At 63.9% G+C, this 22,260-nt stretch carries 24 protein-coding genes and 1 tRNA gene; 13 read left to right on the top strand and 12 right to left on the bottom strand.

The genetic code is table 11. From position 1 onward, the window contains the following. Positions 1-132 precede the first annotated feature (132 nt). The 8 genes from QKW60_RS13510 (at position 133) to QKW60_RS13475 (ending at position 8,260) form a co-directional block, all read left to right on the top strand. Positions 133-840, top strand: coding sequence for an SDR family oxidoreductase (locus QKW60_RS13510; protein ID WP_282369408.1), 708 nt, complete (start codon positions 133-135; stop codon positions 838-840). Positions 841-843: 3 nt separating this feature from the next. Continuing rightward, entirely contained in the window at positions 844-2,664 is a 1,821-nt protein-coding gene (locus QKW60_RS13505; protein WP_282369407.1) for a cation:proton antiporter, read from the top strand. Positions 2,665-2,815: 151 nt separating this feature from the next. After that, positions 2,816-4,558, top strand: coding sequence for an arginine--tRNA ligase (gene argS / locus QKW60_RS13500; protein WP_282369406.1), 1,743 nt, complete (start codon positions 2,816-2,818; stop codon positions 4,556-4,558). 73 nt (positions 4,559-4,631) lie between these two features. Further along, a complete protein-coding gene (locus QKW60_RS13495) occupies positions 4,632-5,594 on the top strand; it encodes an SPOR domain-containing protein (RefSeq protein WP_282369405.1) in 963 nt (320 codons plus the stop codon). Beyond that, positions 5,570-6,610, top strand: a complete 1,041-nt coding sequence (locus tag QKW60_RS13490; protein ID WP_282369404.1) for a glycoside hydrolase family 3 N-terminal domain-containing protein — start codon at positions 5,570-5,572, stop codon at positions 6,608-6,610. Before QKW60_RS13495 ends, QKW60_RS13490 begins: the two co-directional genes overlap by 25 nt. Further along, complete coding sequence (locus QKW60_RS13485; protein ID WP_282369403.1) at positions 6,603-7,391, top strand: segregation and condensation protein A; 789 nt, start codon at positions 6,603-6,605, stop codon at positions 7,389-7,391. The genes QKW60_RS13490 and QKW60_RS13485 overlap by 8 nt, the downstream gene beginning before the upstream one ends. A 44-nt stretch (positions 7,392-7,435) precedes the next feature. Continuing rightward, complete coding sequence (gene scpB / locus QKW60_RS13480) at positions 7,436-8,038, top strand: SMC-Scp complex subunit ScpB (RefSeq protein ID WP_282369483.1); 603 nt, start codon at positions 7,436-7,438, stop codon at positions 8,036-8,038. Positions 8,039-8,047: 9 nt separating this feature from the next. Next, positions 8,048-8,260, top strand: coding sequence for a hypothetical protein (locus QKW60_RS13475; protein WP_282369402.1), 213 nt, complete (start codon positions 8,048-8,050; stop codon positions 8,258-8,260). 61 nt (positions 8,261-8,321) lie between these two features. Here the strand turns inward: QKW60_RS13475 and QKW60_RS13470 are convergent, their stop codons facing one another. The 8 genes from QKW60_RS13470 to QKW60_RS13435 all read right to left on the bottom strand — a co-directional run bounded on the left by QKW60_RS13470 (position 8,322) and on the right by QKW60_RS13435 (position 13,753). Then, a complete protein-coding gene (locus QKW60_RS13470; RefSeq protein ID WP_282369401.1) occupies positions 8,322-9,404 on the bottom strand; it encodes a 2'-deoxycytidine 5'-triphosphate deaminase in 1,083 nt (360 codons plus the stop codon). Positions 9,405-9,461: 57 nt separating this feature from the next. Next, positions 9,462-9,539: transfer RNA gene (locus QKW60_RS13465), tRNA-Pro, on the bottom strand. Between the two features lie 88 nt (positions 9,540-9,627). Beyond that, a complete protein-coding gene (locus tag QKW60_RS13460) occupies positions 9,628-10,296 on the bottom strand; it encodes a MerR family transcriptional regulator (RefSeq protein ID WP_282369400.1) in 669 nt (222 codons plus the stop codon). Between the two features lie 11 nt (positions 10,297-10,307). After that, complete coding sequence (gene ihfA / locus QKW60_RS13455; protein ID WP_282369399.1) at positions 10,308-10,610, bottom strand: integration host factor subunit alpha; 303 nt, start codon at positions 10,608-10,610, stop codon at positions 10,308-10,310. Positions 10,611-10,699: 89 nt separating this feature from the next. After that, positions 10,700-11,674 carry a beta-ketoacyl-ACP synthase III gene (locus QKW60_RS13450; protein ID WP_282369398.1) on the bottom strand — a complete coding sequence of 325 codons (975 nt, stop codon included), beginning with the start codon at positions 11,672-11,674 and terminating at the stop codon, positions 10,700-10,702. Then, the gene (gene plsX / locus QKW60_RS13445; RefSeq protein ID WP_282369397.1) at positions 11,671-12,792 is read right to left on the bottom strand and encodes a phosphate acyltransferase PlsX; all 1,122 of its coding nucleotides are present in this window, start codon (positions 12,790-12,792) and stop codon (positions 11,671-11,673) included. Before plsX ends, QKW60_RS13450 begins: the two co-directional genes overlap by 4 nt. A gap of 25 nt (positions 12,793-12,817) precedes the next feature. Continuing rightward, a complete protein-coding gene (gene rpmF / locus QKW60_RS13440; RefSeq protein ID WP_263740195.1) occupies positions 12,818-13,024 on the bottom strand; it encodes a 50S ribosomal protein L32 in 207 nt (68 codons plus the stop codon). A gap of 177 nt (positions 13,025-13,201) precedes the next feature. Beyond that, positions 13,202-13,753 carry a YceD family protein gene (locus tag QKW60_RS13435; RefSeq protein WP_282369394.1) on the bottom strand — a complete coding sequence of 184 codons (552 nt, stop codon included), beginning with the start codon at positions 13,751-13,753 and terminating at the stop codon, positions 13,202-13,204. Positions 13,754-13,871: 118 nt separating this feature from the next. Here QKW60_RS13435 and QKW60_RS13430 point away from each other — a divergent pair, with 118 nt between their 5' ends. Beyond that, a complete protein-coding gene (locus tag QKW60_RS13430) occupies positions 13,872-14,336 on the top strand; it encodes an outer membrane protein assembly factor BamE (RefSeq protein ID WP_282369392.1) in 465 nt (154 codons plus the stop codon). A gap of 35 nt (positions 14,337-14,371) precedes the next feature. Here QKW60_RS13430 and QKW60_RS13425 read toward each other — a convergent pair whose 3' ends face one another. The 3 genes from QKW60_RS13425 to ccmI are packed head-to-tail and all read right to left on the bottom strand — an operon-like array spanning position 14,372 to position 16,271. After that, positions 14,372-14,608, bottom strand: a complete 237-nt coding sequence (locus QKW60_RS13425) for a DUF1289 domain-containing protein (protein ID WP_282369391.1) — start codon at positions 14,606-14,608, stop codon at positions 14,372-14,374. Next, the gene (gene ruvX, locus QKW60_RS13420) at positions 14,605-15,081 is read right to left on the bottom strand and encodes a Holliday junction resolvase RuvX (RefSeq protein ID WP_282369389.1); all 477 of its coding nucleotides are present in this window, start codon (positions 15,079-15,081) and stop codon (positions 14,605-14,607) included. Before ruvX ends, QKW60_RS13425 begins: the two co-directional genes overlap by 4 nt. After that, positions 15,078-16,271, bottom strand: coding sequence for a c-type cytochrome biogenesis protein CcmI (gene ccmI / locus QKW60_RS13415; RefSeq protein ID WP_282369388.1), 1,194 nt, complete (start codon positions 16,269-16,271; stop codon positions 15,078-15,080). Before ccmI ends, ruvX begins: the two co-directional genes overlap by 4 nt. A 202-nt stretch (positions 16,272-16,473) precedes the next feature. Between ccmI and QKW60_RS13410 the strand changes: the two genes are divergently transcribed. The 4 genes from QKW60_RS13410 to QKW60_RS13395 all read left to right on the top strand — a co-directional run bounded on the left by QKW60_RS13410 (position 16,474) and on the right by QKW60_RS13395 (position 21,655). Then, positions 16,474-17,724 carry a sarcosine oxidase subunit beta family protein gene (locus QKW60_RS13410; protein ID WP_282369387.1) on the top strand — a complete coding sequence of 417 codons (1,251 nt, stop codon included), beginning with the start codon at positions 16,474-16,476 and terminating at the stop codon, positions 17,722-17,724. Positions 17,725-17,800: 76 nt separating this feature from the next. Then, positions 17,801-18,124, top strand: coding sequence for a sarcosine oxidase subunit delta (locus QKW60_RS13405; RefSeq protein ID WP_282369386.1), 324 nt, complete (start codon positions 17,801-17,803; stop codon positions 18,122-18,124). Beyond that, complete coding sequence (locus tag QKW60_RS13400; RefSeq protein ID WP_282369384.1) at positions 18,121-21,102, top strand: sarcosine oxidase subunit alpha family protein; 2,982 nt, start codon at positions 18,121-18,123, stop codon at positions 21,100-21,102. Before QKW60_RS13405 ends, QKW60_RS13400 begins: the two co-directional genes overlap by 4 nt. Further along, complete coding sequence (locus QKW60_RS13395; RefSeq protein ID WP_282369383.1) at positions 21,095-21,655, top strand: sarcosine oxidase subunit gamma; 561 nt, start codon at positions 21,095-21,097, stop codon at positions 21,653-21,655. Before QKW60_RS13400 ends, QKW60_RS13395 begins: the two co-directional genes overlap by 8 nt. Positions 21,656-21,722: 67 nt before the next feature. Here QKW60_RS13395 and QKW60_RS13390 read toward each other — a convergent pair whose 3' ends face one another. After that, positions 21,723-22,175, bottom strand: coding sequence for a c-type cytochrome (locus tag QKW60_RS13390; protein WP_282369381.1), 453 nt, complete (start codon positions 22,173-22,175; stop codon positions 21,723-21,725). Positions 22,176-22,260 lie beyond the last annotated feature (85 nt).

Genomic DNA, 22,260 nt, shown 5'->3' with positions numbered 1-22,260 from the left:
CTTAATATGACACCTGAAATGAATGCCTCAGATTAGCACGGAGGATCACATCCGTCCAAATCGCCTATGGCCTTGCCTTCCGCGCCGGGGCCGGATCAACTTCGCCAGAAGTTTCGCGCGAAGGGATCAGCAATGACAACGGCAGACAGGGTGGCAGTGATCACGGCAGGTGGCAGCGGTATGGGGGCGGCTTCGGCCCGCAGGCTTGCGGCCGATGGCTACCGTGTCGCGATCCTTTCATCATCGGGCAAGGGCGAGGCACTGGCGGAGGAGCTCGGTGGTTTTGGCGTCACCGGTTCGAACCGCTCGAACGAGGACCTATCCCGGCTCGTCGATGGCACAATGGAACGCTGGGGGCGGATCGACGTTCTGGTCAACTCCGCCGGTCACGGGCCGCGCGCGCCGGTGCTGGAGGTGTCGGACGAGGACTGGCACACTGGCATGGAGGTCTATTTTCTCTCTGCCGTTCGTCCCACCCGGCTGGTGACTCCGCACATGCAAAATCAGGGCCGGGGTGTGATCCTGAATATCTCGACCTTCGCCGCCTTTGAACCCGATCCGGTGTTCCCCACATCGGGTGTCTTCCGCGCAGGTCTTGCCGCTTTCACAAAACTTTTCGCCGACAAATACGCGCCTGACAATATCCGGATGAACAATATCCTGCCGGGCTTCATCGACAGCCTGCCTGAGAAGGAAGAGTTCCGCTCCCGTATCCCGATGGGCCGCTATGGTCATGAGGCGGAGATCGCGGCCACCGTCGCCTTTCTGGCTTCCGATGGTGGCGGGTATATCACTGGCCAGAATATCCGCGTCGATGGCGGCATCACCCGGTCGGTCTGACAGATGGCCGTCGATCAGGCAGTTGCGGGGCTGAGCCCGGTCATGGCCTTCGCGCTGGTCGGCGCGCTTGGCGTCGGCAGCCAGTGGCTCGCCTGGCGGCTGCATCTGCCGGCCATCGTGCTGATGCTGGTCGCCGGTATCCTCGTGGGTCCGGTATTTGGACTTCTTGACCCGGTACGCGATATCGGAGAGATCACCCGGCCGATGATTTCTCTCGCTGTTGCGGTGATCCTCTTCGAGGGCGGGTTGACGCTGGACCTGCACAAGCTGGGCGATGCGCGGCGCGGCGTCATGCGGCTCGTCCTGATCGGCGCGCCGCTGGGCTGGCTGCTGTCCACCCTCGCGCTGCGCTACGGCGCGGGGCTGGGATGGGAGGCGTCCTCGGTCTTCGGCGGCATCATGGTCGTGACGGGTCCCACAGTGATCGCGCCGCTGTTGCGTCAGGCACGGCTCGCCCGCCGACCGGCGCAACTGCTGCAATGGGAGGCGATCGTCAACGATCCGATCGGCGCGATGGCCGCCGTACTTGCCTTCCAGATCGTGCTCGTCCTGCATACAGGGGCCACCGCGGCCGAGGCGATGGGCCATCTCGCGCTCGGCATCGGATTTGCCACAATCATCGGCCTAGCCGCCGGTTTTGGCACGTCCTGGGCGTTCTGGCGGGGCAGGGTGCCGGAATACATGAAGGTCCCGGTTCTCTTTGCTGTCCTGCTTCTGGCCTTTGCACTCTCGGACACGGTGCTGCATGAGGCGGGCCTTCTGGCCGTTACCGTCATGGGCCTCGTTATCGCCAATGCCGACCTGCCGAGTTACGAGGAACTCAGGCGCTTCAAGGAACATGCGACGATCCTTCTGGTCTCTGGGGTCTTCATCCTGCTCGCCGCTTCGCTCGATTTCTCCACCCTTGGTGCGCTCAACTGGCGGGCGGGCCTCTTCATCGTGGCGGTGGTGCTGATCGCCCGGCCCCTGACGGTCCTCGTCTCGTTGATCGGAACGGATCTTCCGTGGAACGAACGGCTGCTGATTGCCGCGACCGGCCCGCGCGGCGTTGTGCTGGTGGCGGTGGCCGGTCTTTTCGGCGACCGGCTGGCAGCGGCTGGGATTGCCGACGGGGCGCTGATCGGTCCGCTGGCCTTCCTTCTGGTCCTCGCCACAGTCGTTCTGCATGGCTTCGGCCTCGCCCCGCTTGCGCGGCACCTCGGGTTGGCGGGGGCCGATCAGCCGGGTATCCTCTTCATCGGCGGTTCGCGCTTCACCACGGGCCTCGCGGAATGCCTGAAAAAAGCCGGTGCGCCGGTGCTGATCGCCGATCCGAACCGTGGTCATCTGATCCGCGCCCGTGCCGCGGGAATCAAGACCTTCTATGGCGACATCCTGTCAGAAGCTGCCGAACATCAGGTGGAGCTTCTGAGCTACCGCACCCTTGTCGCCGCGACCGACAACGATGCCTACAATACGCTCGTAGCCACCGACTTCGGCCCCGAGTTCGGCCGCGACAATTGTTGGCAGATTGCGCGGGCCAAGGCCGACAAGTCGCGCCATGCGCTGCCGACGCAGCTTGGCGGCCGCCCGTTCGGCGAAGGACGGGGCTTTGACGGGTACGAAGACCTGCTGCTCAAGGGCTGGACCTTCCGTATGACGAAACTCAGTGCGGAATTCACCCAAGGCCAGTGGCGCGAAAAACGCCCCGCTGCCGTTCTCGTTGGCCATCTCGATGCCGGCGGCGCCTTCAGGCTGACGAAAGGCGATGCCGATCCCGACCTTGCAGCCGGAGCACGCGCCATCGCCCTTCTTCCGCCGGAGACCGCTGCGCAAAGCGCCTGATCTTCTTCTGTTCGGAAATACTCCGGGCGGTGCGGGGGGCTGGCACCCCCCGCTCTGGTCGGCCAGAGCGAAGCCAGGGCCGAAACACGGCCCGAGCATTGACGCCGCATCCGCCCTCTGGCATGGCAGCGGCGATGGAAGGACCTGAGACATGAACCTTTTCGCCGATATCCGTGCGCTCGTCATCGACAGCCTCAACGCCATGGTCGCCGCAGGCGATCTGCCCGAAGGGCTAGACATGGCAAATGTCGCGGTGGAGCCGCCGCGCGATGCCGCTCACGGCGATATGGCGACCAATGCCGCAATGGTGCTGGCAAAGCCCGCCGGTCTTCAGCCGCGCGTTATTGCGGAAACGCTTGCTGCTCGGCTTGCCGCCGACGATCGCATCGTGACGGCCGAGGTGGCCGGACCCGGTTTTCTAAACCTGCGGCTTGCCCCGGCGCTCTGGCAGGCTGTGGTCAACGCAGCTCTTGCGGCGGGCCGGGATTTCGGCCGCTCGGACATGGGCAAGGGCATAAAGGTCAATGTCGAATTCGTCTCGGCCAATCCGACTGGCCCGATGCATGTCGGCCATACGCGGGGCGCGGTCTTTGGCGATGCGCTGGCAGCCCTTCTCGATTTCGCGGGCCATGAGGTCACGCGCGAATATTATATCAACGATGCCGGTGCGCAGGTCGATGTGCTGGCGCGGTCCGCCTATGAGCGCTACCGCGAGGCCAATGGCCTCAGCCCCGAGATCGCCGAAGGGCTCTATCCTGGCGACTACCTCATTCCCGTCGGTGAAGCGCTGAAGGAAAAATACGGCACCACACTGCTGGACAAGCCGGAAAGCGTCTGGCTGGCCGATATCCGTGAATTCGCGACCGCCGCGATGTTGCAGATGATCCGTGATGATCTGGCGCTCCTCGGCGTCAGGATGGATGTCTTTTCCTCTGAGAAAGCCATCACTGCTTCGGGCCGGATCGAAGAAGCGATCGAGACGCTGCGCGGCATGGGCCTGATCTATGACGGTACGCTTGAGCCCCCCAAGGGAAAGCTGCCCGAGGATTGGGAGGAACGCGAACAGACCCTCTTCCGTTCGACCGCCCATGGCGACGATGTCGACCGGCCGGTGAAGAAATCGGACGGGTCGTGGACCTATTTCGCCCCCGACATCGCCTATCACTGGGACAAGGTGCACCGGGGTTTCGACCAGCTTATCAATGTCTTCGGCGCCGATCATGGCGGCTATGTGAAGCGGCTGAAGGCGGTTGTTTCGGCCCTTTCGAACGGGCGGGTGCCTTTGGACATCAAGCTGACCCAGCTTGTGAAGCTCTACAAGAATGGCGAACCCTTCAAGATGTCGAAGCGGGCCGGGACCTTCGTCACGCTCCGCGATGTGGTCGAACAGGCAGGCGCGGATGTGACCCGCTTCGTCATGCTGACCCGCAAGAACGACGCGCCACTGGATTTCGATTTCGACAAGGTGCTGGAGCAGTCGAAGGACAACCCGGTCTTTTACGTGCAATACGCCCATGCCCGTGTGTGCTCGGTGATCCGTAAGGCAACAGAGGCGGGTATTGCCGCAGATGACGCGACGCTTGGCGCCGCCGACCTCACGGAGCTTGCGCATGAGGCCGAGATCGGCCTTGCGAAAAAGATCGCCGAATGGCCGCGTCTGGTCGAGATTGCCGCGCGAGGGCATGAGCCGCATCGGGTCGCGTTCTACCTTTATGAGCTCGCCTCTGACCTTCATGCCCACTGGAACCGGGGCAATGAGGAGACCGGTTTGCGCTTCATTCAGGACGATGCCGCCGTCAGTCAGGCCAAAATCGCCCTTGCACGGGCGGCAGGCGTTGTTATTTCCGCCGGTCTTGGTATCCTTGGCGTAACCCCTGCGGAAGAAATGCGCTGAGAATAGGCGCCACCGCCGGGACGAAGCAGGCAAGAGCCGGACCCCGAGAGGACCGGGACGAGCGAGGCAGAGCATGGCGGATTGGGATTTCGACGAATTCGAAGCCTATGACCGGCACCAGCCGGGTAAAGGTGCGGGACGTGGCGTCCGGGCGCAGAAACTTGTCAATGCGGCGGGGGCCATCACTTCGGCGGCCCTGATCGTAGGGCTGGGCGTCTGGGCGTACAAACTTGCCGTGCGCGATGTGCGCGGTATTCCTGTCATACAGGCCCTTGAAGGACCCGCGCGGATCGCGCCCGACAATCCCGGGGGCGAACTCGCGCTTCATCAGGGCATGGCAGTGAATGAGATCGCGGCAGATGGTACGGCGGGCGATGCGGCTGACCGGCTGACGCTTGCCCCGCGCGTGGACGAGCTGGATGCGGCCGACCAGCCGATGGGTGAGCTTGCATCCGCCGAGGGTACTGCCGCTGCACTGTCGCAGGAACCCGGCACTGTCCTTCCCGCCCCGGACTTCACGGCGCAGCAACTAACTGCGCCCCTGCCGGACGGACCGGTCGAACCGGTTGCCGGCCTTCCCGGAGCTGACGAGACGCAGACCGCCTTCGTTGCTCCGGATGTCATTCCCGCCAGCATTCCCGGTGTATCTACATCGCCAAGACCCCTGCCGCGCCCGGCCTCGTTCGGCGGTGAACGCGATGTGATGGCCGAAGCGGCTGCGGCGGCTGTCGCTGCCGCCTTTGCCCAGCCGGTGACCGAGGACGTCGCCGCCGCGACGCTTTCCGAGGGAACGCAGCTTGCCCATATCGGTTCTTACCCCGATGAGGCGACCGCCCGGCTGGAGTGGGACAAGGCCGCGACCCGGTTCGGGGCCCTGATGGACGGCAAGCGCCGCGTCATCGAGCAGGCCGAAAGTGGTGGTGAGGTCTTCTTTCGCCTGCGCGCTGAAGGTTTTGCCGATGTCGAGGATGCGCGCCGGTTCTGCGCAGCCCTGAAGGCCGAAAACACCGAATGCGTACCCACAGCGGTGCGCTGATGACCTCAGCGGCTTCGGCCACGATCCTCGGCCCGTCCGGTCCCGTCCTGAATGCCGATGAGGCGGCGTTCTATCGTGACGCAGACCCGTGGGGATTCATCCTCTTCGCCCGCAATGTCGAGACGCCCGATCAGCTTCGCCGTCTGACAGGTGATCTGCGTGCCGCAGTGGGTCGGGACGCGCCGGTGCTCGTCGATCAGGAAGGCGGGAGGGTACAGCGCCTTCGCGCACCGCATTGGCGTGAATATCTGCCGCCGCTCGTTCAGATGGCGCGCACTATGCCCGGAGATCATGCCCGCGCGGTCTGGCTGCGCTACCGGTTGATCGCGGCAGAGCTGCGCGAAGTGGGTATCGACGCCAATTGCGCCCCCACTGCCGATATCGCAGGGGCGGACACCCATCCTTTCCTGCGCAACCGCTGCTTCGGGTCCGACCCCGCGACGGTGACACTGGCGGCACGGGCCACAGCCGATGGTCTTCTGGCGGGCGGTGTCCTGCCTGTGATGAAGCATCTGCCCGGTCATGGACGCGCGGTGGTCGACAGCCACCTGCACCTGCCACGCGTGGCCGCGCCGCTTGAGGAGCTTGATGCGGCCGACTTCGCGCCGTTCATGGAGTTGACCGACCTGCCGATGGCGATGACCGCCCATATCGTCTTTGATGCAGTCGATCCCGATCGGCCCGCCACGGCCTCTCCGGCCGCCGTGCGACTGATCCGCGAACGCATCGGCTTTGACGGTCTGCTGATGACGGATGATTTGTCAATGGAGGCGCTGTCTGGCACACTTTCCGACCGCGCCGCCGCCGGGATCGCAGCAGGCTGCGATATCGCGCTTTATTGCAAAGGCGTGAGGGAAGAGGCCGAGGCGGTCGTCGCGGCCGCCGGTCGCATGAGCGATGCGGCGTCCCGGCGCGCCGAGGCGGCACTTGCCGCCCGGATCACACCGGATGCCATTGACACTGCCCTTCTGGAGGCCGAATTTGAGGCGCTTCTGAAGGGACAGGCGGATGGCTGAGGGCCACGAATTCGAGGAAGACACGACAAGCGTCACCGAGCGGCTGGCCGCCGAGGCGCTGATCGTCGATGTCGAGGGGTTCGAGGGGCCGCTTGATCTGCTTCTCATGCTTTCTCGGACCCAGAAAGTCGATCTGCGCAAAATCTCGGTCCTGAAACTTGCCGAGCAATATCTGGGCTTTGTCGAAAAGGCCAAGGCGCTCCGGATCGAACTCGCGGCCGATTACCTCGTGATGGCCGCGTGGCTTGCCTTCCTGAAGTCCCGCCTGCTCTTGCCGCCGGACCCGTCGGATGAGGGACCATCGGGCGAGGAACTGGCCGCGCATCTGGCCTTCCAGCTTGAGCGGCTTCAGGCCATGCGCGAAGCGGCGGCGCGACTGATGGGGCGCGACCAGAAGGGGCGCGATTTCTTTGTGCGCGGTATCCCCGAGGATGTCACGCGGGTTCGCAAGATCACCTATACTGCGACACTTCTCGACCTGATGCAGGCCTACGCCCGCACCCGCACCCATGACGAATTCCGCCCCTATGCATTCGACCGCGACCATGTCTTTACCATGGAGCAGGCGCTGGAACGGATGCGCGGGCTGATCGGCTTTGCGGGCGACTGGACGGATATTTCGGTCTACCTGCCAGAGGGATGGACGTCCGACCCGTCAAGGCGACGCTCCGCCACTGCCTCAACCTTCGCGGCCTCGCTGGAACTTGCCAAACAGGGGCATATCGAGTTGAAACAGGCCGATACATTCGCCCCGATTGCCATAAGACGGAAGCCCACGTGACCGAGATCAGCGCCCCGGAAAAGAGCCTCTTCGAAGCGCCGCCCATGGCCGAGCAGGAGCGGATGGTGGAGGCGATCCTCTTTGCGTCAGCTGACCCCGTGACGGTGGCCGAGCTGGAGGCGCGGATGCCGCATGGTGCCGATCCGGCGGAAGCTTTGGTGCATCTCAGGAAGCGTTATGAGGGCCGGGGGGTGCGGGTTGTAAAGGTTGGGGATGCCTGGGCAATGCGCACAGCGCCCGATCTGGGCTTCCTGATGCAGAAGGAAACGACCGAGACGCGGAAACTCAGCCGCGCGGCGATCGAGACACTGGCGATCATCGCCTATCACCAGCCCTGTACACGGGCCGAGATTGAAGAGATCAGGGGCGTCGCGGTCAGCCGGGGCACGGTGGATCAGCTTCTGGAAATGGAATGGATTCGCTTCGGCCGCCGACGGATGACGCCGGGGAGGCCGGTGACCTATGTTGTGACGCAGGAGTTTCTCGATCATTTCGGGCTCGAATCCGCACGCGACCTGCCGGGGCTGAAGGAGCTCAGGGCGGCGGGTCTGCTCGACAACCGGCCTTTGCCGGGGGCAGCGAACCTTTCCGAGGATGAGGAGGAAGCCGAGGATCAGGTTGGCCAGAGCGAGTTGTTCGAGGATTGAGGTGAAACGATGGATGCCCAAAGGCTGATCAACATGATCGTCAGCATCTTCACCCGGCGGCTGATCAATTTCGGCATCAACAAGGGCGTCGACGCGGTGGCGCGCAAGGGCAAGCCTAATGGCAGGATGACTGCCGAAGACAGGAAGCAAGTGCAGGACGCACGTGCTTTGGCCAAACGTGCCCGTCAGGCCGCGAAGATCACCCGGCGTTTGGGTCGTTGATCTCTACGGGCCTGACAGGCTAAAATATTTAATATTTCCGAATGTTTGCGGGACGATTTGGTCAGCGGCTGCGGAAGTGCTTTGACAGTTTCAGCCCCTGACCCTGATAGTTGGAGGCGATCCCCGCGCCGTAGACCCGTTCGGGTACGCTCGCCATGCGCTCATAGACCAACCGCCCAACGACCTGACCATGTTCCAGAACGAACGGTGCCTCGTGACAGCGGACTTCCAGAACGCCGCGTGATCCCGCGCCACCAGCTTCGGCCCAGCCGAAACCCGGATCGAAAAAGCCCGCGTAATGCACCCGGAACTCACCAACCATGGCCAGATAGGGTGCCATTTCAGCCGCGCAGTCAGGCGGGATCGCGATCGCCTCGCGGCTGACAAGGATGTAGAAGGCGCCGGGATCGAGGATGATCCAGCCGGTATCGGTGCGCACCTCTTCCCAGAATTCCGCCGGGTCGTAATGGCCGAGTTTGGAAAGATCGATCACCCCGGTATGGGGCTTGGCGCGGTAGCCGACGAGATTGCCGGTCTCGGGGCGCAGATCGACCGAAAAGCCAAGCCCGCCCGAGATCACCGCCTCGCCCGAGACAATCGGCGTTTTCGCATGGATCGCCTTCAGGTTATCATCGTCGATCAGCGTGTGGCCCTGGCGGAAGATGATCTGGTTCAGCATCTGCCCGGCCGTGGCGATGACGGAAAAGCTTTGCGGGCAGATCTCGACATAAAGGCGGCCGGAATAGCCTGCCTGAACCCGGTCGAATTCGGTGCCGTGATCGGTAATGATGCGGGTCAGCAGATCGAGACGCCCGATGGAGGATTTGGCGCTGGCCGCCCCGGTCATGCCTGCAGGCAGAGCGAGGCTTTCCATCAGCGGCACGACATAGACGCAGCCCTTTTCCAGCACGGCGCCGGGGCGCAGGTCGATGCGGTGCATCTCGAATTCCGTCAGCCGGTCTTCGACCGTTCGTCCTTTACCCGCAAGGAAAGAGGCGCGGACCCGGTAGGCCGTTGCACCAAGGCGCAGATCAAGGCTCGCTGGCTGGATCTGGGCGTCAAGTACCGGCGCATCGGCCACGATCTGACCGGCATCTACCATGGCGCGGATGGCGCTGTCGGCGAGCACTCCGGTTCCCGTCATCTGGCCCCTCCCGATATGCGAACGCCCACCCCGATCATGGGGTGGGCGTTTCGGTGATGGTCGGGCCGGCGAGATTCGAACTCGCGACCTTCCGCCCCCCAGACGGACGCGCTAACCAGGCTGCGCCACGGCCCGACGGGGCGGTGTATAGGCCGATTGCGGGGGCGGGGGCAAGCGACAAAACGCAAGGCAGGGGAACGGGATGGAATGGGCACGGTCAGGTTCAGCCGCGTGACGCGGGTACGTTGCGCTGAAGGCGATCCTTGAGGTTGACGAGCCGCAAGTAGACCGATGTGAGTTCCGATTTCTTCTCCTCAGCCCTAAGCGCATCCATTGCCCTCAGCATTGCGGCCGCGGGCTGGACATCGCGCGGCGCGGAGGCCCGCGTGACGGGGCGTTCGTCTGGCTTCTGAGACTGGGCGCCAAGCGGCAGCACGTTGTCGTCGCCGCCAAGGGGCAGGGTGGGCGCATCGACATGCATCGGCGCCTCCGGCGTGTCGTCCGGATCGGGCAGAAGCCGGTCGCCCGGTGCTGCCACATCAGGCGACGCGGTTTCCGGCCAGACCATATGCGCACTGGCGGCCGCGGGCTGATCCTTCGCCTCTTCGGTACCCGTCAGATCGACGGTCGAGAATGCCGCGACATGGCGGACGCCCTGTTCCTTGAGGATCTTCTGTACGCCTCGGATGGTCAGCCCGTCCACATGCAGCAGTTTCTTTATCCCGCCCAGAAGCGCCAGATCGTTCGGCCGGTAATAGCGGCGCCCGCCCGCCCGTTTGACGGGCCGGACCTGCGAAAAACGGCTTTCCCAGAAGCGCAGCACATGGGCTGGCGTGTCGAGAAGCTCGGAGACTTCGCTGATGGTGCGGAAGGCCTCAGCCGATTTCTCCATCGCGGATTGCCTCAGCCCTTGTTTCCGTCGGCGACGCGATCTTTCATCAGATGCGACGGCCGGAAGGTCAGGACCCGGCGCGGGTGGATTGGCACCTCGTCACCGGTCTTGGGATTGCGACCGACGCGGGCCGCCTTGTCGCGCACCGAGAAGGTGCCGAAGGACGAGATCTTGACCGTCTCGCCCTTTACCAGCGCGTCGGACATGTGCTGCAGCACGCCTTCGACCAACTGCGCGGATTCATTGCGGGAAAGACCCACTTCGCGGAACACCGCCTCGCTCAGGTCCATACGCGTCAATGTCTTGTCGCTCATCTCGTCCCCCTGAATGTTTGGGCGAGGATGAGGTGTTTAAAAACCCAAGTCAATATCAATGGCTTGGGAAGGTGTTTTCAAGCGGAGTTTTACCAGCGCAGGACGACTGAACCCCAGGAAAGACCACCGCCGATGGCCTCGGTAACGATCAAATCGCCTTCCTTGATCTGTCCGCGCTCTTTCCCGACCGACAAAGCGAGGGGAATCGACGCGGCCGACGTATTGCCGTGATCCTGCACGGTGACGACAACGCGGTCCATCGGCACCTGCATCCGCTGGGCGGTCGCGGTGATGATGCGTAGATTGGCCTGATGGGGTACGATCCAGTCGACATCGGCACCGGAGAGGCCCGCCTTGTCGAGCGCAGTGTGAGCAGTTTCCGCAAGCTTTTCAACGGCGTGGCGGAAGACCTGATTGCCCTGCATGCGTAGATGCCCTGCTGTGCCGGTGGTGGAGACACCACCGTCGACATAGAGCAGGTCCTTGTAGCTGCCATCGCTGTGCAGGTCCGTTGCGAGGATGCCGCGGTCGTCGGCCGTGCCGCCGCCGGTCGCCGATTCCAACAGCACCGCCCCCGCGCCATCGCCGAAAAGAACACAGGTGCCGCGATCTTCGAAGTCGAGGATGCGACTGAAGGTTTCGGCCCCGATGACGAGGACCCGCTTGGCCTGACCCGAAAGAATCAACGCATTGGCATTCGCCAGCGCGTAGACGAATCCGGCACAGACCGCCTGCACATCGAAGGCAAAGCCGTTCTTCATACCGATCTTGGCCTGAACCATTGTCGCAGCTGACGGAAATGTCAGGTCGGCGGTCGAGGTGGCCACGACCACGGCGTCGATATCCTCGGCCGTCATCCCGGCATCGGCCAGCGCGGCCTGGGCCGCTTTAGCGCCCAGGTCGGATGTCGTCTCACCCTCGGCCGCGAAATGGCGGCGTTCAATACCCGTGCGGCTGCGAATCCATTCGTCGGTGGTGTCGACGCGGTCCTCGAACCAGGTATTCGGGACTACACGTTCGGGGAGATAGTGCCCCACCCCCCGCACAACCGCACGAATTGTCATTCGGAATTTCCGCCCTGTTCACCCTTCGCGGCGGCATCCTGCCCCGCCTGCGCGGCAGAGGCAACCCGCGCGGCGAGTCTTTCCTGATAGCCCGACTTTGCCAGCCGGAATGCAAGTTTCAGTGCTGCCGAAACACCCGTCGCATCCGCCGATCCGTGCGATTTGACCACCGTGCCGTTCAGCCCGAGGAATACTCCGCCATTGACCCGGCGGGGGTCTATGCGTTGGCGAAGCTGTTTCAGCGAGCCCATGGCCAGAAGCGCGCCGAGGCGCGACATGAGACCGGCATTCAACGCTTCTTTCAGGAAGTCACCGACCAGCTTGGCCGTGCCTTCACCGGTTTTCAGCGCGATATTGCCGGTGAACCCGTCGGTGACAATCACATCGACCTTGGTGGAGGGCAGGTCGCTGCCCTCGACGAAACCGGCATAGTCGAAGCGGCCGGTTTCGGTTGAAGCCATCAGAAGGTCCTGTGCCGCCTTCAGCTCGGCCCCGCCTTTGTGGTCCTCGGTTCCGACATTCAGAAGACCCACCCGGGGCCGCTCGATCCCGAGCCCGTTCCGGGCATAAGAAGCGCCCATCAGGGCGTATTGCAGAAGGTCCTGCGCCTCGGCCTTGATGTCGGCGCCGACATCCAACATCACGTTGAACCCGCCCGCATTGCGCGAGGGCCAGAGGCAGGCAATAGCGGGACGATTGACACCGGGGAGTTTCCGCAGCCGGATAACCGAAAGGGCCATCAGGGCGCCGGTATTGCCACAGCTGACGGCGACGGTTGCCTCGTGGTTCCGCACACTTTCGATGGCGGACCACATCGAGGTGTCCTGCCCGTTACGCATGACCTGACCGGGCTTGTCCTCCATCGTCACGATACCGTCAGCGTGACGTATGATGCAGCGACCGCTCAGCGACGGGCGCGCAGTTACAAGGCCCCGCAGCAGCGGTTCGGGACCATGAAGGATGAACTCGATCTCCGGGTTTTTTTCGGCAGCGTCGGCCATGCCGCCGACAACGGCAGCGGGCCCCTGATCGCCGCCCATGGCGTCGACCGAAATAACGATACAACCCGAAGTCCCGGGTTTCGGGGCTTCGGGCGCTGGATCGTTTTCTGACGTCATGCCGGGGACCGGTCAGACAGCGGGCTTACGCCGCGTCTTCGTCCAGGTCGATCTCGGCGGTCTGCGCGACGACTTCGCGATCTGCGTAATGACCGCAGGCGCCACATACGTGATGCGGGCGCTTCAGTTCGCCACAGTTCGGGCATTCGTTCGGATTTGCAGCGACCAGTGCATCGTGGGCGCGGCGCATGTTGCGGCGGGACCGTGTGGTACGGTTCTGAGGGACAGCCATGTCTCAACCTCGGGCTATTTGGGGCAAAGCCCCGGTTTTCCTGGGGTTTCGACACGTGGCAGCCAAATGGCGACCGGTGCGAACCCAACGTTCAAGCGAGGCCGGGAACATACTGCGATTCCGCGCGGGCGCAAGTCTTTTCTGGCGCTTTTCCGGAGGCATCGTTTTCTCGGCCACTCACGCGGTGTCATCGCCTTTTTTCAGCAAGTCCGCAAGGCCGGCAAACGGCTTCAGCGCCTCGTCGGACAGCGGTTCTGCACCCGGCTCGGCAAAACGTGCCTCGCCCAGTTCAGCGCCTTCGGCACGGGGGTACTGCGGCAGCGCCAGTGCCAGCGCCTCAAAGAGGACCGCGCCGGGATCGATTACGTCGGACAGGGCTTCGGCACTGTCATCTTCCGGCATTTCGATCTCTTCACCCTCTGGTTCCGGCATGTCGGCCAGGTAGCGCCGGGTCACGTCTTCCTCGATCCGGGTCGTAACCGGGACGAGCGTGACAACGCAGGACTGCGTGACCGTTGCGCCAAGGCTCGCTTCCAGAAGCCAGTCGCTTCCACCCTGCGGGCGGACCTCCCCGGCAAAGCGCAGCTTGTCCAGCGCCACAAGGCCCAAGGCCTGTGCGATCCGTTTGCAGGTGGTCGCATCGGGGGTCAGTTCAAAGCGTTTTGGCTTGCGTGTCGGCAGGTCGGCGACGCGGAATGGATGCGAGTAGGGGATTGTGTCGGCTGTCATCTTGCGGTCCTGTGCGCGGGCAGGTGCTTTGCCCCGGGGGCGGCTTCGTCCTTGAAGGACGGCCCCGGCATGTTGTAAGCCGGATAAAAGGCTTGGGGCGGTAAGGCAAGAGGGCGGTATGGGTAGGCTCGGTTCCGGGATGAAGCGTGGCGCGGCGATGCTGTCGCTGATCATCCTCACGGCATGTTCGGCACAATACCGCAATCACGGTTATGTCCCGCGTGACGAAGAACTCGAAAAGGTCGTTGTCGGCGAATCGACGCAAGAGACGGTGGCCCGCGCGGTCGGTCGTCCGTCTTCGACCGGTCTTCTGACCGGCGGGGCATGGTATTACGTCGGCAGCCGGTTCCGCCATTACGGCGGCAAGGTGCCCCAGGAAGTGGACCGTCAGGTCGTGGCGATCACATTCGACGAAGGCGGCACGGTCGAGAATGTCGAACGCTTCGGGTTGGAGAACGGTCAGGCCGTGGTCCTGTCGCGGCGCGTGACCGACAGCAATATCAAGGGCCTGAGCTTCCTGCGTCAGCTTCTTGGAAATATCGGCAATATCAGTGCCGGTCAGGTTCTCGGCAACAACAACTGATACGGACCAACCAGCGGTGTCGTTTCGGTCGGATCTCAGAGGCCTGAGCCGGTTCGGGCCGCACGTCCACCCCGGCGTTGCCGCAGGCGCGGCGCGCGCGAGGGCAGATCCGCCATGATCGCCTGGCGTTCCTCGGGGCTCATCCTGCCCCAGCCAGCGATCTCGTCAATCGAGCGCAGGCAGCCGACGCAGAGCCGTTCGGCCGGATGGATCGTGCAGATCTTGATGCAGGGGCTGTCCACCTCCTGCCGTTTCCAGACCTCGTCGCTCATGGTGCCCGCCTCATATGCCCGATCCGGTCGAGCGCCCCTTGCAGGATATACCCCGCCGCGACGTGGTCGATCACCTCGGAGCGACGCTTGCGTGTCGTATCCGCCTCCAAAAGCGCCCGTTCTGCGGCGACGGTCGACAGGCGTTCGTCCCAATAGGTGATCGGCAGATCGGTCAGACGTTCCAGATTGCGGGCGAAGGCGCGGGTCGACTGGCAGCGTGGACCTTCGGTCCCGTCCATGTTGCGCGGCAGGCCCAGCACCAGCCCGCCGATCTCGCGCTTGGCGCATATCGCCAGCAACGCATTGGCATCGGCGGTGAACTTCGTCCGTTTGATCGTTTCAAGCGGTGTCGCGACCGACAGGCGCCGGTCAGAGACGGCGACACCGATGGTCTTGGTGCCAAGGTCGAGCCCCGCCAGCGCGCGGTCGCGGGGCAGGGCGGTTGCGAAATCCTCCATCGCCTCGCAGATCATTCGGCGACTCCGACCTGCACCGCCGCCGCGCGGACTTTCGCCAATTCTGCCTCATGGTCCGCGAAGACGCCCTGAGCATCGGCCCAGATTGCCTTGGCCCGGTCAACTTCGCCCAGTACCGCAAGCGAGGAGATAAGTCGCGCCCACTCCTCTGCCGGACCGCCTTCGGTGGCGAGCCGTTCAGCGAGCCCCTCAACCATCGTCCTGATCATCGCCTGCCGGTCCTCGGCACTCATCTCGGACGCTGCAGCGATATCGTCCGCATCCGGTCCCCTTACAGAGGGCGGTGTGTAATCAACCCCGGCCGCACGCGCGACGAGGTCGATCTGGGACCGGATCGGCGCGATCCATGGCGCCTCTTCCGGGCCTTCGTCCAGCAAGGATTGCCAGAAGCGGAAGGCGAGGTCCGGCCGCCCGGTCTGCGCCCACATGAGTCCGGTATAGAACCGCGCGGTGCCATTCTTCGGATCGCGCTCCAGTGCTGCTTTCAGCGCAGCCTCGGCTTCGGGCGAGACATATCCGGCGGTCGCCAGCACGTAGATGTCGGCAAGCGTCGCGTAGTCGCCCGCCGTCGCTTCGGCCCCCAGCAGCTCGATCAGCTTGTGCTGTGCCGTGGCTGCGGCAGTGTAGTTGCCCAGCCCGGCCTCATTTCGCGCCAAAAGGCGCTGACCGGTGGGATCGTCGGGATTGTCGGTGACGGCAATGCGCAGTTTGCCGATCAGGTCTGCATAGGTCGCATCGGGTTCTGGTGCGGGGGGCAGGGTGGTCTGGGCCTCGGCCTCCGCTTGTGACGGGCGTTCTGCCTTGAAGGCCTCGGCCCGCGCGACGCGTTCAGAAATCGGCAGGTCGGGATAACCCGGAGCGCCAAGGCTGAGGTAAAGACCGGCCGCGCCGGCCACGGCAGCGCCAATCAGAAGCGCCGGGAAAAGCAGGCCGCCACGTCCGGCCGTTTCCGCCGCACTACTTGTCCGGTCGGCCTCCAGAATCCGTCGGGAAATCTCGATCCGCGTCCGCTCCGCCTCGCCCGCGTCAATCACACCACGCGCGGCATCCCGGTCTATCTCGGCCAGTTGGTCACGATAGACCTGCAAGTCGGCATTGCCCGCAGACCCGCCCGCCCGGAAATGGGCGCGGATGAGCGTCGCCGACAGGAATGCGGCAAGAGCCAGCGAAATGATCCAGAAAAGCATCAAGCCTCCCGTGTTTGGCTTCATCTAAGCCCTTCGGCCCCCGTCTGAAAGGGCAAACACCCCGGCAAGGGCGGGGCGCGATGCCGCAGAGCGACCGGAATGTCGTATTTTGCCGAAATGCGACGCTTGGACGAGCGTTGCTTTTGTCCCGCCGATCCATCAAGCCGACCAGAGGTGTCACCACGCCGGAAAGGGGATTCGCATGGGGTTCAAACGTTATTCGGCTTTTGCCGTCGCACGTGAGGCGATGAACTATCACCTCGGCTGGGAACGCGCCTGGGGCTCGCCCGCGCCGAAGAAGAAATACGACGTCGTGATCGTCGGCGCCGGTGGCCATGGCCTCGCCTCGGCCTATTACCTCGGCAAGAACTACGGCATCACCAATGTCGCGATCATCGAGAAGGGCTGGCTCGGCGGCGGCAATACCGGCCGCAACACCACGATCATCCGCTCGAATTACCTGCAGGACCCTTCGGCGGCGATCTACGAAAAGGCCCGCTCGCTTTACGAGACGATGAGCCAGGACCTGAACTACAACGTCATGTTCTCCCCCCGCGGCCTTCTGATGCTGGGCCAGACCGAGCATGAGGTGCGCGGCTACAAGCGCACCGTCTATGCCAACAACCTGCAAGGCGTGGCGACCGAATGGATCTCGCCGCAGCGCGTCAAGGAACTGGTGCCGATCATCAATATCGACGGCCCCCGCTACCCGATCCTCGGCGCGCTCTATCAGGCGCGCGGCGGCACCGCGCGGCACGATGCCGTGGCCTGGGGCTATGCCCGCGCCTGTTCGCAGATGGGCATGGATGTGATCCAGCAATGCGAAGTGACGGGCGTGCGGACCGAAGGCGGAAAGGTCGTGGGGATTGACACGTCGAAAGGTGCCATCGACTGCGACAAACTCGGCATGGTCGTCGCGGGTCATTCCTCCGTGCTGGCTGAAATGGCCGGGTTCCGTCTGCCGATTGAATCGCTAGCACTTCAGGCGCTGGTCTCCGAGCCGATCAAGCCCTGCATGGATGTCGTCGTCATGGCCAACACCGTGCATGGCTACATGTCCCAGTCCGACAAGGGTGAGATGGTGATCGGCGGCGGCACCGACGGGTTCAACAACTACACCCAGCGCGGGTCGTTCCATCACATCGAGGAGACCGTGCGGGCGCTGGTCGAGACCTTCCCGATGATCTCGCGGCTCAAGAACCTGCGGCAATGGGGCGGCATTGTCGACATGACCGGCGACCGTTCGCCGCTGATCTCGAAGACGCCCGTGGATGGCATCTTCGTCAATTGCGGCTGGGGCACCGGCGGTTTCAAGGCGATCCCGGGTTCAGGCTGGGCCATGGCGGAACTGATGGCGCGGGGGTCCTCCCCGCTCGCCGAGGAATTCTCCATGTACCGCTTCCGCGAAGGCAAGTTCATCGACGAAAGCGTCGCTGCCGGGGTGGCGCACTGATGTTCCTTCCATTTGGCACAAATATCCCGGGGGTCCGGGGGCAGAGCCCCCGGCCGGCTTCCGAAAGGACTACGACATGCTGATCCTTGAATGCCCCTGTTGCGGCGTTAAGGCCGATGAGACCGAGTTGCAGGCCGGTGGCGAGGCGCATCTGAAGCGCTACGGGCCGGGCTCGACCGACGAGGAATTCGACGGCTACATGTTCAGCCGCAAGAACCCCAAGGGTGTGCATTTCGAACGCTGGCGCCATGCCTATGGCTGCGGCAAGTGGTTCCTTGCCGCGCGTTGCACCGCGACGCTGGAAGTCTTCGGGACATACCCTGCGCAGACTTCGGCCCCGCCTGCCGACCTTCAGGCGAAGATCAAACAGAAGCGCCCGAACTGGGAGGGCTATAAATGAGCACGCGTCTTCAGAAAGGCGGCCGCCTTATCGACCGGTCAAGGGCGATGTCCTTCACCTTCAACGGCAGGAAGATGCAAGGCTATGCGGGCGATACGCTGGCCTCGGCGCTTCTGGGTGCCGACCAGATGCTGGTCGGCCGGTCCTTCAAGTACCACCGCCCACGCGGCATCATGTCGAGCGGAGCCGAGGAGCCGAACGCTCTGGTGGGTCTCGGTGAGGGCGGCCGGTTCGAACCGAACCAGCGCACCACCACGACCGAGCTGTTCGATGGCGCGGTCACGGCCAGCCAGAACCACTGGCCGAGCCTTGAGTTTGACGTCGGTGCGATCAACGACAAGTTCTATCGCTTTCTGCCGGCGGGCTTCTACTACAAGACCTTCATGTTCCCGCGTTTCGCGTGGAAACATGTGTTCGAGCCCTTCATCCGCCAATCGGCGGGCCTTGGCAAAGTGCCGCATGCCCGTGACGAGGACCGCTATGAATACGCCTATGCCTTCGCCGATCTGGTGATCGTCGGCGGCGGCATCGCCGGTCTCGCCGCCGCTCTGGCCGCAGGCAAGCAGGGCAAGCGCGTCTGGCTGATCGAGCAGACCGCCCATTGGGGCGGTCGCGCCGTCGTGGACGGTGTGCAGATCCAAGGTCAGGAGGCTGACGAATGGGTGACGGAAACGCTCCAAGCCCTTGAAGGGATGGAGAACGTCACGCTCCGTGCCCGCACGATGGCCTCGGGTCTCTATGACCACGGCTACCTGCTGATGTACGAGCGCATCGCCGACCATACGCCGGGCGACGGCCGTCCGCGCCACCGGTTGTGGCGCATGCGCGCCGGTCACATCGTCACCGCGACGGGCGCCATCGAACGACCGCTTTCTTTTGCGGGCAACGATATTCCGGGCGTGATGCTGGCCTCGGCCGTCCGCGACTACGTCGTCAACTGGGCCGTCAGCCCCGGCGACCGCACCGTGATCGTCACCAACAATGACGACGCCTACCGCACCGCTCTGGCGCTGCTCGACGCGGGCCTTGCGGTTCCTGCCGTCATCGACGCGCGGCCCGAGGCCAAGGGCGACCTGCCCGAGGCGGTGCGCGCGCGCGGCGTCAAGGTGCTGGAAGGCAAGGGCATCGCCAAGGTCAAGGGCGGCAAGCGCGTGACCGGCGTCTCGGTCTGCCTGCAGGCGGGCGAGGGCGCGGAGCTGGAGACAATCGACTGCGACGCGGTCGCGATGTCGGGCGGCTGGTCGCCGGTCGTGCATCTCTGGTCCCATTGCGGCGGCAAGCTGAACTGGGACGACAAACAGGCGATGTTCCGCCCCGACCCGAACCGCCCGGCCACCGGCGCGGATGGCGAGGCGATGGTCACGGCCATCGGCTCGGCCAACGGTCACCTGACGGCCGCCGACGTTCTCGACGACGCCCACAAGGCCGTGGGCGGCAAGGGCGCGGCCCCGGGCGCGGTCTGCGCGACAGAAGCGCCGATCATGCCGGTCTGGATCATGCCGCAGGGCGCAGGCCCGGCTTTGCGCTTCAAGATGTGGCTTGACCCGCAGAACGACGTCAAGGTCTCCGATATCCAGCTCGCGGCGCGCGAAGGCTATGAAAGCGTCGAGCATGCCAAGCGCTACACCACGCTCGGCATGGCAACGGATCAGGGGAAGATCAGCAATATCAACGGTCTGGCGGTGCTTTCTGATGCACTGAACCAGGCCATCCCGGCCACCGGCACCACCACGTTCCGTCCGCCCTACACGCCCATCTCCATGGGCGCGATCGCGGGCGAGGCGCGGGGCGAGATCTTCCAGCCTTTGCGCAAGACGCCGATGCATGACTGGCACGAGGTCCATGGCGCCCATTGGGAGCCGGTCGGCCACTGGCGCCGTGCCTATTGCTTCCTGCGTACGGGTGAAGGTGTTCACGATGCGGTCAACCGCGAGATCCGCCAGGTGCGGAACTCGGTCGGCCTCTTGGACGCCTCGACTCTGGGCAAGATTCTCGTGAAAGGGCCGGATGCGGGCAAGTTCCTCGACATGCTCTACACGAACATGATGTCGACGCTGCCGGTGGGCAAATGCCGCTATGGTCTGATGTGCAACGAAAACGGGTTCCTCTCGGATGACGGCGTCGTCGTGCGCCTGAGCGAGGATACCTGGCTCTGCCACACCACCACGGGCGGCGCGGACCGCATCCATGGCTGGATGGAAGACTGGCTGCAATGCGAATGGTGGGACTGGAAGGTCTATACCGCCAACGTGACCGAACAATATGCCCAAGTGGCAATTGCGGGCCCCAATGCACGGAAACTGCTGGATAAACTCGGCGGCATGGATCTTTCGAAAGAGGCGCTGCCCTTCATGGAATGGCGCGAGGGCACGCTGGGTGGTTTCCGCGCCCGGGTGCACCGGATTTCGTTCTCCGGCGAACTCAGCTTCGAAGTCGCGGTCCCGGCCTCTGAAGGCCGCGCCTTCTGGGAGGCGCTGATCGCGGCGGGCGAGGAATTCGGCGTCATGCCCTACGGCACCGAGGCGATGCATATCATGCGCGCCGAGAAGGGTTTCATTATGATCGGCGATGAAACCGACGGCACGGTGATCCCGCAGGACCTGAACCTTCAGTGGGCGATCTCGAAGAAGAAAGAGGACTATCTCGGCAAGCGCGCGCATGAACGGTCGTTCATGGCAAGCCCCGAGCGCTGGAAGCTCGTCGGTCTTGAGACGCTCGATGGCGGCTTGATCCCCGACGGTGCCTATGCGGTGGCCGACGGGCACAACGCCAATGGCCAGCGCAATGTGCAGGGCCGCGTCACCTCGACCTATTATTCGCCCACGCTCGACAAGGGCATCGCGATGGGGCTGGTGAAGCATGGTCCCGACCGGATGGGCGAGGTCATCGACTTCCCCGTCGACGACGGCAAGGTGGTCAAGGCGCGGATTGTCGATCCGGTCTTCTACGACAAGGATGGGGAGAAGCAGAATGTCTAAGGCAGTCAGCGCCTTGGGGGGCGTTTCTCACACAGGTTTCGTCGATGTGGCCGAGGCTGGCCTGCGCGGCATGATCACGGTGCGCGGTGATCTGGCCTCGGCGAAGATGAAGAAGGCGGTCAAGGCCGCGACCGGCACCGCCGTGCCCGCCGCGCGCCGGATTGAACTCAACGGTGACAAGGGTGCTGCCTGGATGTCGCCGGACGAACTTCTGATCCTCGTCCCCTATGACGAGGCCGTTGCCACCGTCGAGGTGCTGGAAAAGGCGCTCGCGGGCGAGCATCACCTTGTCGCCGATGTCTCCGACGCGCGGTCCGTCTTCACCGTGAAAGGTGCGAAGGCTTCGGAAGCGCTGATGAAGCTCTGCCCGGTCGATTTCGAAACGCTGGCCGAAGGCGAGATCCGCCGCACCCGCGCGGCCCAGGTCGCCGCCGCCTTCTGGGAATCCGGCGCGGATGAGTTCACGCTCGTCTCGTTCCGTTCGGTCGCGGGTTACGTCATGGGGCTTCTGGAGGTTTCGGCCCGCAAGGGCGGAGAGGTCTTCCCGGCCTGAGCTTCTTCATTGCTGAAATACCCTCAGGGGGGTGCGGGGGGCGGAACGCCCCCCGTTTTCGTTTTGGCTACTGAATACCGTTCGCGCGTTGCAGTGCTCTGACATAGGCCACGATATTGGCTACATCTGACTGGGTGAGACCCTCAACAGGGGCCATGTCCCCGAACGGCCAGTGATGCGCCCTGACGCCATTCTGTGCAGCGAGCAGAAAGGCATGATCGCCGTGATGGCTTGGCTCATAGATCTTGTGAACGAGCGGCGGGCCCATGCCATTCCGGCCAGCGGCGTTTTCACCGTGACAGGAAGCGCATTTGGCGGTGAAGGCGGTTTCGCCGAGAGCTTCTTTGCCTGACAGCTCGATCGTCTTGACCTCGACCATCGGCACCCCTTCCGGCGCAGTGGAGGGGCGGGTGGTAGCAGTCTGCATGTCAGGACCGCGTTCCTGGCCGGATTTCATGCCCCAGTATCCCGCGACAAGAAGAGCAGAGAGAGCGATTGCGGCAAGTATTGTTTTGTTCATGGTGTCCTCGGAGGTTTGGAGGGGCCGAAGTTTCGAGTCTGACCCCGTTTCCTGAATGTGTTTCATCCGGATAACCGGACATCCC

The sequence above is a fragment of the Albidovulum aestuarii genome (genome assembly GCF_029961185.1).
In the GTDB taxonomy this organism is placed as follows: domain Bacteria; phylum Pseudomonadota; class Alphaproteobacteria; order Rhodobacterales; family Rhodobacteraceae; genus Albidovulum; species Albidovulum aestuarii.
The sequence above is the reverse complement of the archived record's forward strand: the minus strand, read 5'-3'. Positions and strand labels throughout refer to the sequence as shown.

Bases quoted from the DNA above. Each gene is read 5' to 3' on its own strand.
- QKW60_RS13510 (WP_282369408.1), top strand. From the start codon at position 133: ATGACAACGGCAGACAGGGTGGCAGTGATCACGGCAGGTGGCAGCGGT.
- QKW60_RS13505 (WP_282369407.1), top strand. From the start codon at position 844: ATGGCCGTCGATCAGGCAGTTGCGGGGCTGAGCCCGGTCATGGCCTTC.
- argS (WP_282369406.1), top strand. From the start codon at position 2,816: ATGAACCTTTTCGCCGATATCCGTGCGCTCGTCATCGACAGCCTCAAC.
- QKW60_RS13495 (WP_282369405.1), top strand. From the start codon at position 4,632: ATGGCGGATTGGGATTTCGACGAATTCGAAGCCTATGACCGGCACCAG.
- QKW60_RS13490 (WP_282369404.1), top strand. From the start codon at position 5,570: ATGCGTACCCACAGCGGTGCGCTGATGACCTCAGCGGCTTCGGCCACG.
- QKW60_RS13485 (WP_282369403.1), top strand. From the start codon at position 6,603: ATGGCTGAGGGCCACGAATTCGAGGAAGACACGACAAGCGTCACCGAG.
- scpB (WP_282369483.1), top strand. From the start codon at position 7,436: ATGGCCGAGCAGGAGCGGATGGTGGAGGCGATCCTCTTTGCGTCAGCT.
- QKW60_RS13475 (WP_282369402.1), top strand. From the start codon at position 8,048: ATGGATGCCCAAAGGCTGATCAACATGATCGTCAGCATCTTCACCCGG.
- QKW60_RS13470 (WP_282369401.1), bottom strand. From the start codon at position 9,404: ATGACGGGAACCGGAGTGCTCGCCGACAGCGCCATCCGCGCCATGGTA.
- QKW60_RS13460 (WP_282369400.1), bottom strand. From the start codon at position 10,296: ATGGAGAAATCGGCTGAGGCCTTCCGCACCATCAGCGAAGTCTCCGAG.
- ihfA (WP_282369399.1), bottom strand. From the start codon at position 10,610: ATGAGCGACAAGACATTGACGCGTATGGACCTGAGCGAGGCGGTGTTC.
- QKW60_RS13450 (WP_282369398.1), bottom strand. From the start codon at position 11,674: ATGACAATTCGTGCGGTTGTGCGGGGGGTGGGGCACTATCTCCCCGAA.
- plsX (WP_282369397.1), bottom strand. From the start codon at position 12,792: ATGACGTCAGAAAACGATCCAGCGCCCGAAGCCCCGAAACCCGGGACT.
- rpmF (WP_263740195.1), bottom strand. From the start codon at position 13,024: ATGGCTGTCCCTCAGAACCGTACCACACGGTCCCGCCGCAACATGCGC.
- QKW60_RS13435 (WP_282369394.1), bottom strand. From the start codon at position 13,753: ATGACAGCCGACACAATCCCCTACTCGCATCCATTCCGCGTCGCCGAC.
- QKW60_RS13430 (WP_282369392.1), top strand. From the start codon at position 13,872: ATGGGTAGGCTCGGTTCCGGGATGAAGCGTGGCGCGGCGATGCTGTCG.
- QKW60_RS13425 (WP_282369391.1), bottom strand. From the start codon at position 14,608: ATGAGCGACGAGGTCTGGAAACGGCAGGAGGTGGACAGCCCCTGCATC.
- ruvX (WP_282369389.1), bottom strand. From the start codon at position 15,081: ATGATCTGCGAGGCGATGGAGGATTTCGCAACCGCCCTGCCCCGCGAC.
- ccmI (WP_282369388.1), bottom strand. From the start codon at position 16,271: ATGCTTTTCTGGATCATTTCGCTGGCTCTTGCCGCATTCCTGTCGGCG.
- QKW60_RS13410 (WP_282369387.1), top strand. From the start codon at position 16,474: ATGGGGTTCAAACGTTATTCGGCTTTTGCCGTCGCACGTGAGGCGATG.
- QKW60_RS13405 (WP_282369386.1), top strand. From the start codon at position 17,801: ATGCTGATCCTTGAATGCCCCTGTTGCGGCGTTAAGGCCGATGAGACC.
- QKW60_RS13400 (WP_282369384.1), top strand. From the start codon at position 18,121: ATGAGCACGCGTCTTCAGAAAGGCGGCCGCCTTATCGACCGGTCAAGG.
- QKW60_RS13395 (WP_282369383.1), top strand. From the start codon at position 21,095: ATGTCTAAGGCAGTCAGCGCCTTGGGGGGCGTTTCTCACACAGGTTTC.
- QKW60_RS13390 (WP_282369381.1), bottom strand. From the start codon at position 22,175: ATGAACAAAACAATACTTGCCGCAATCGCTCTCTCTGCTCTTCTTGTC.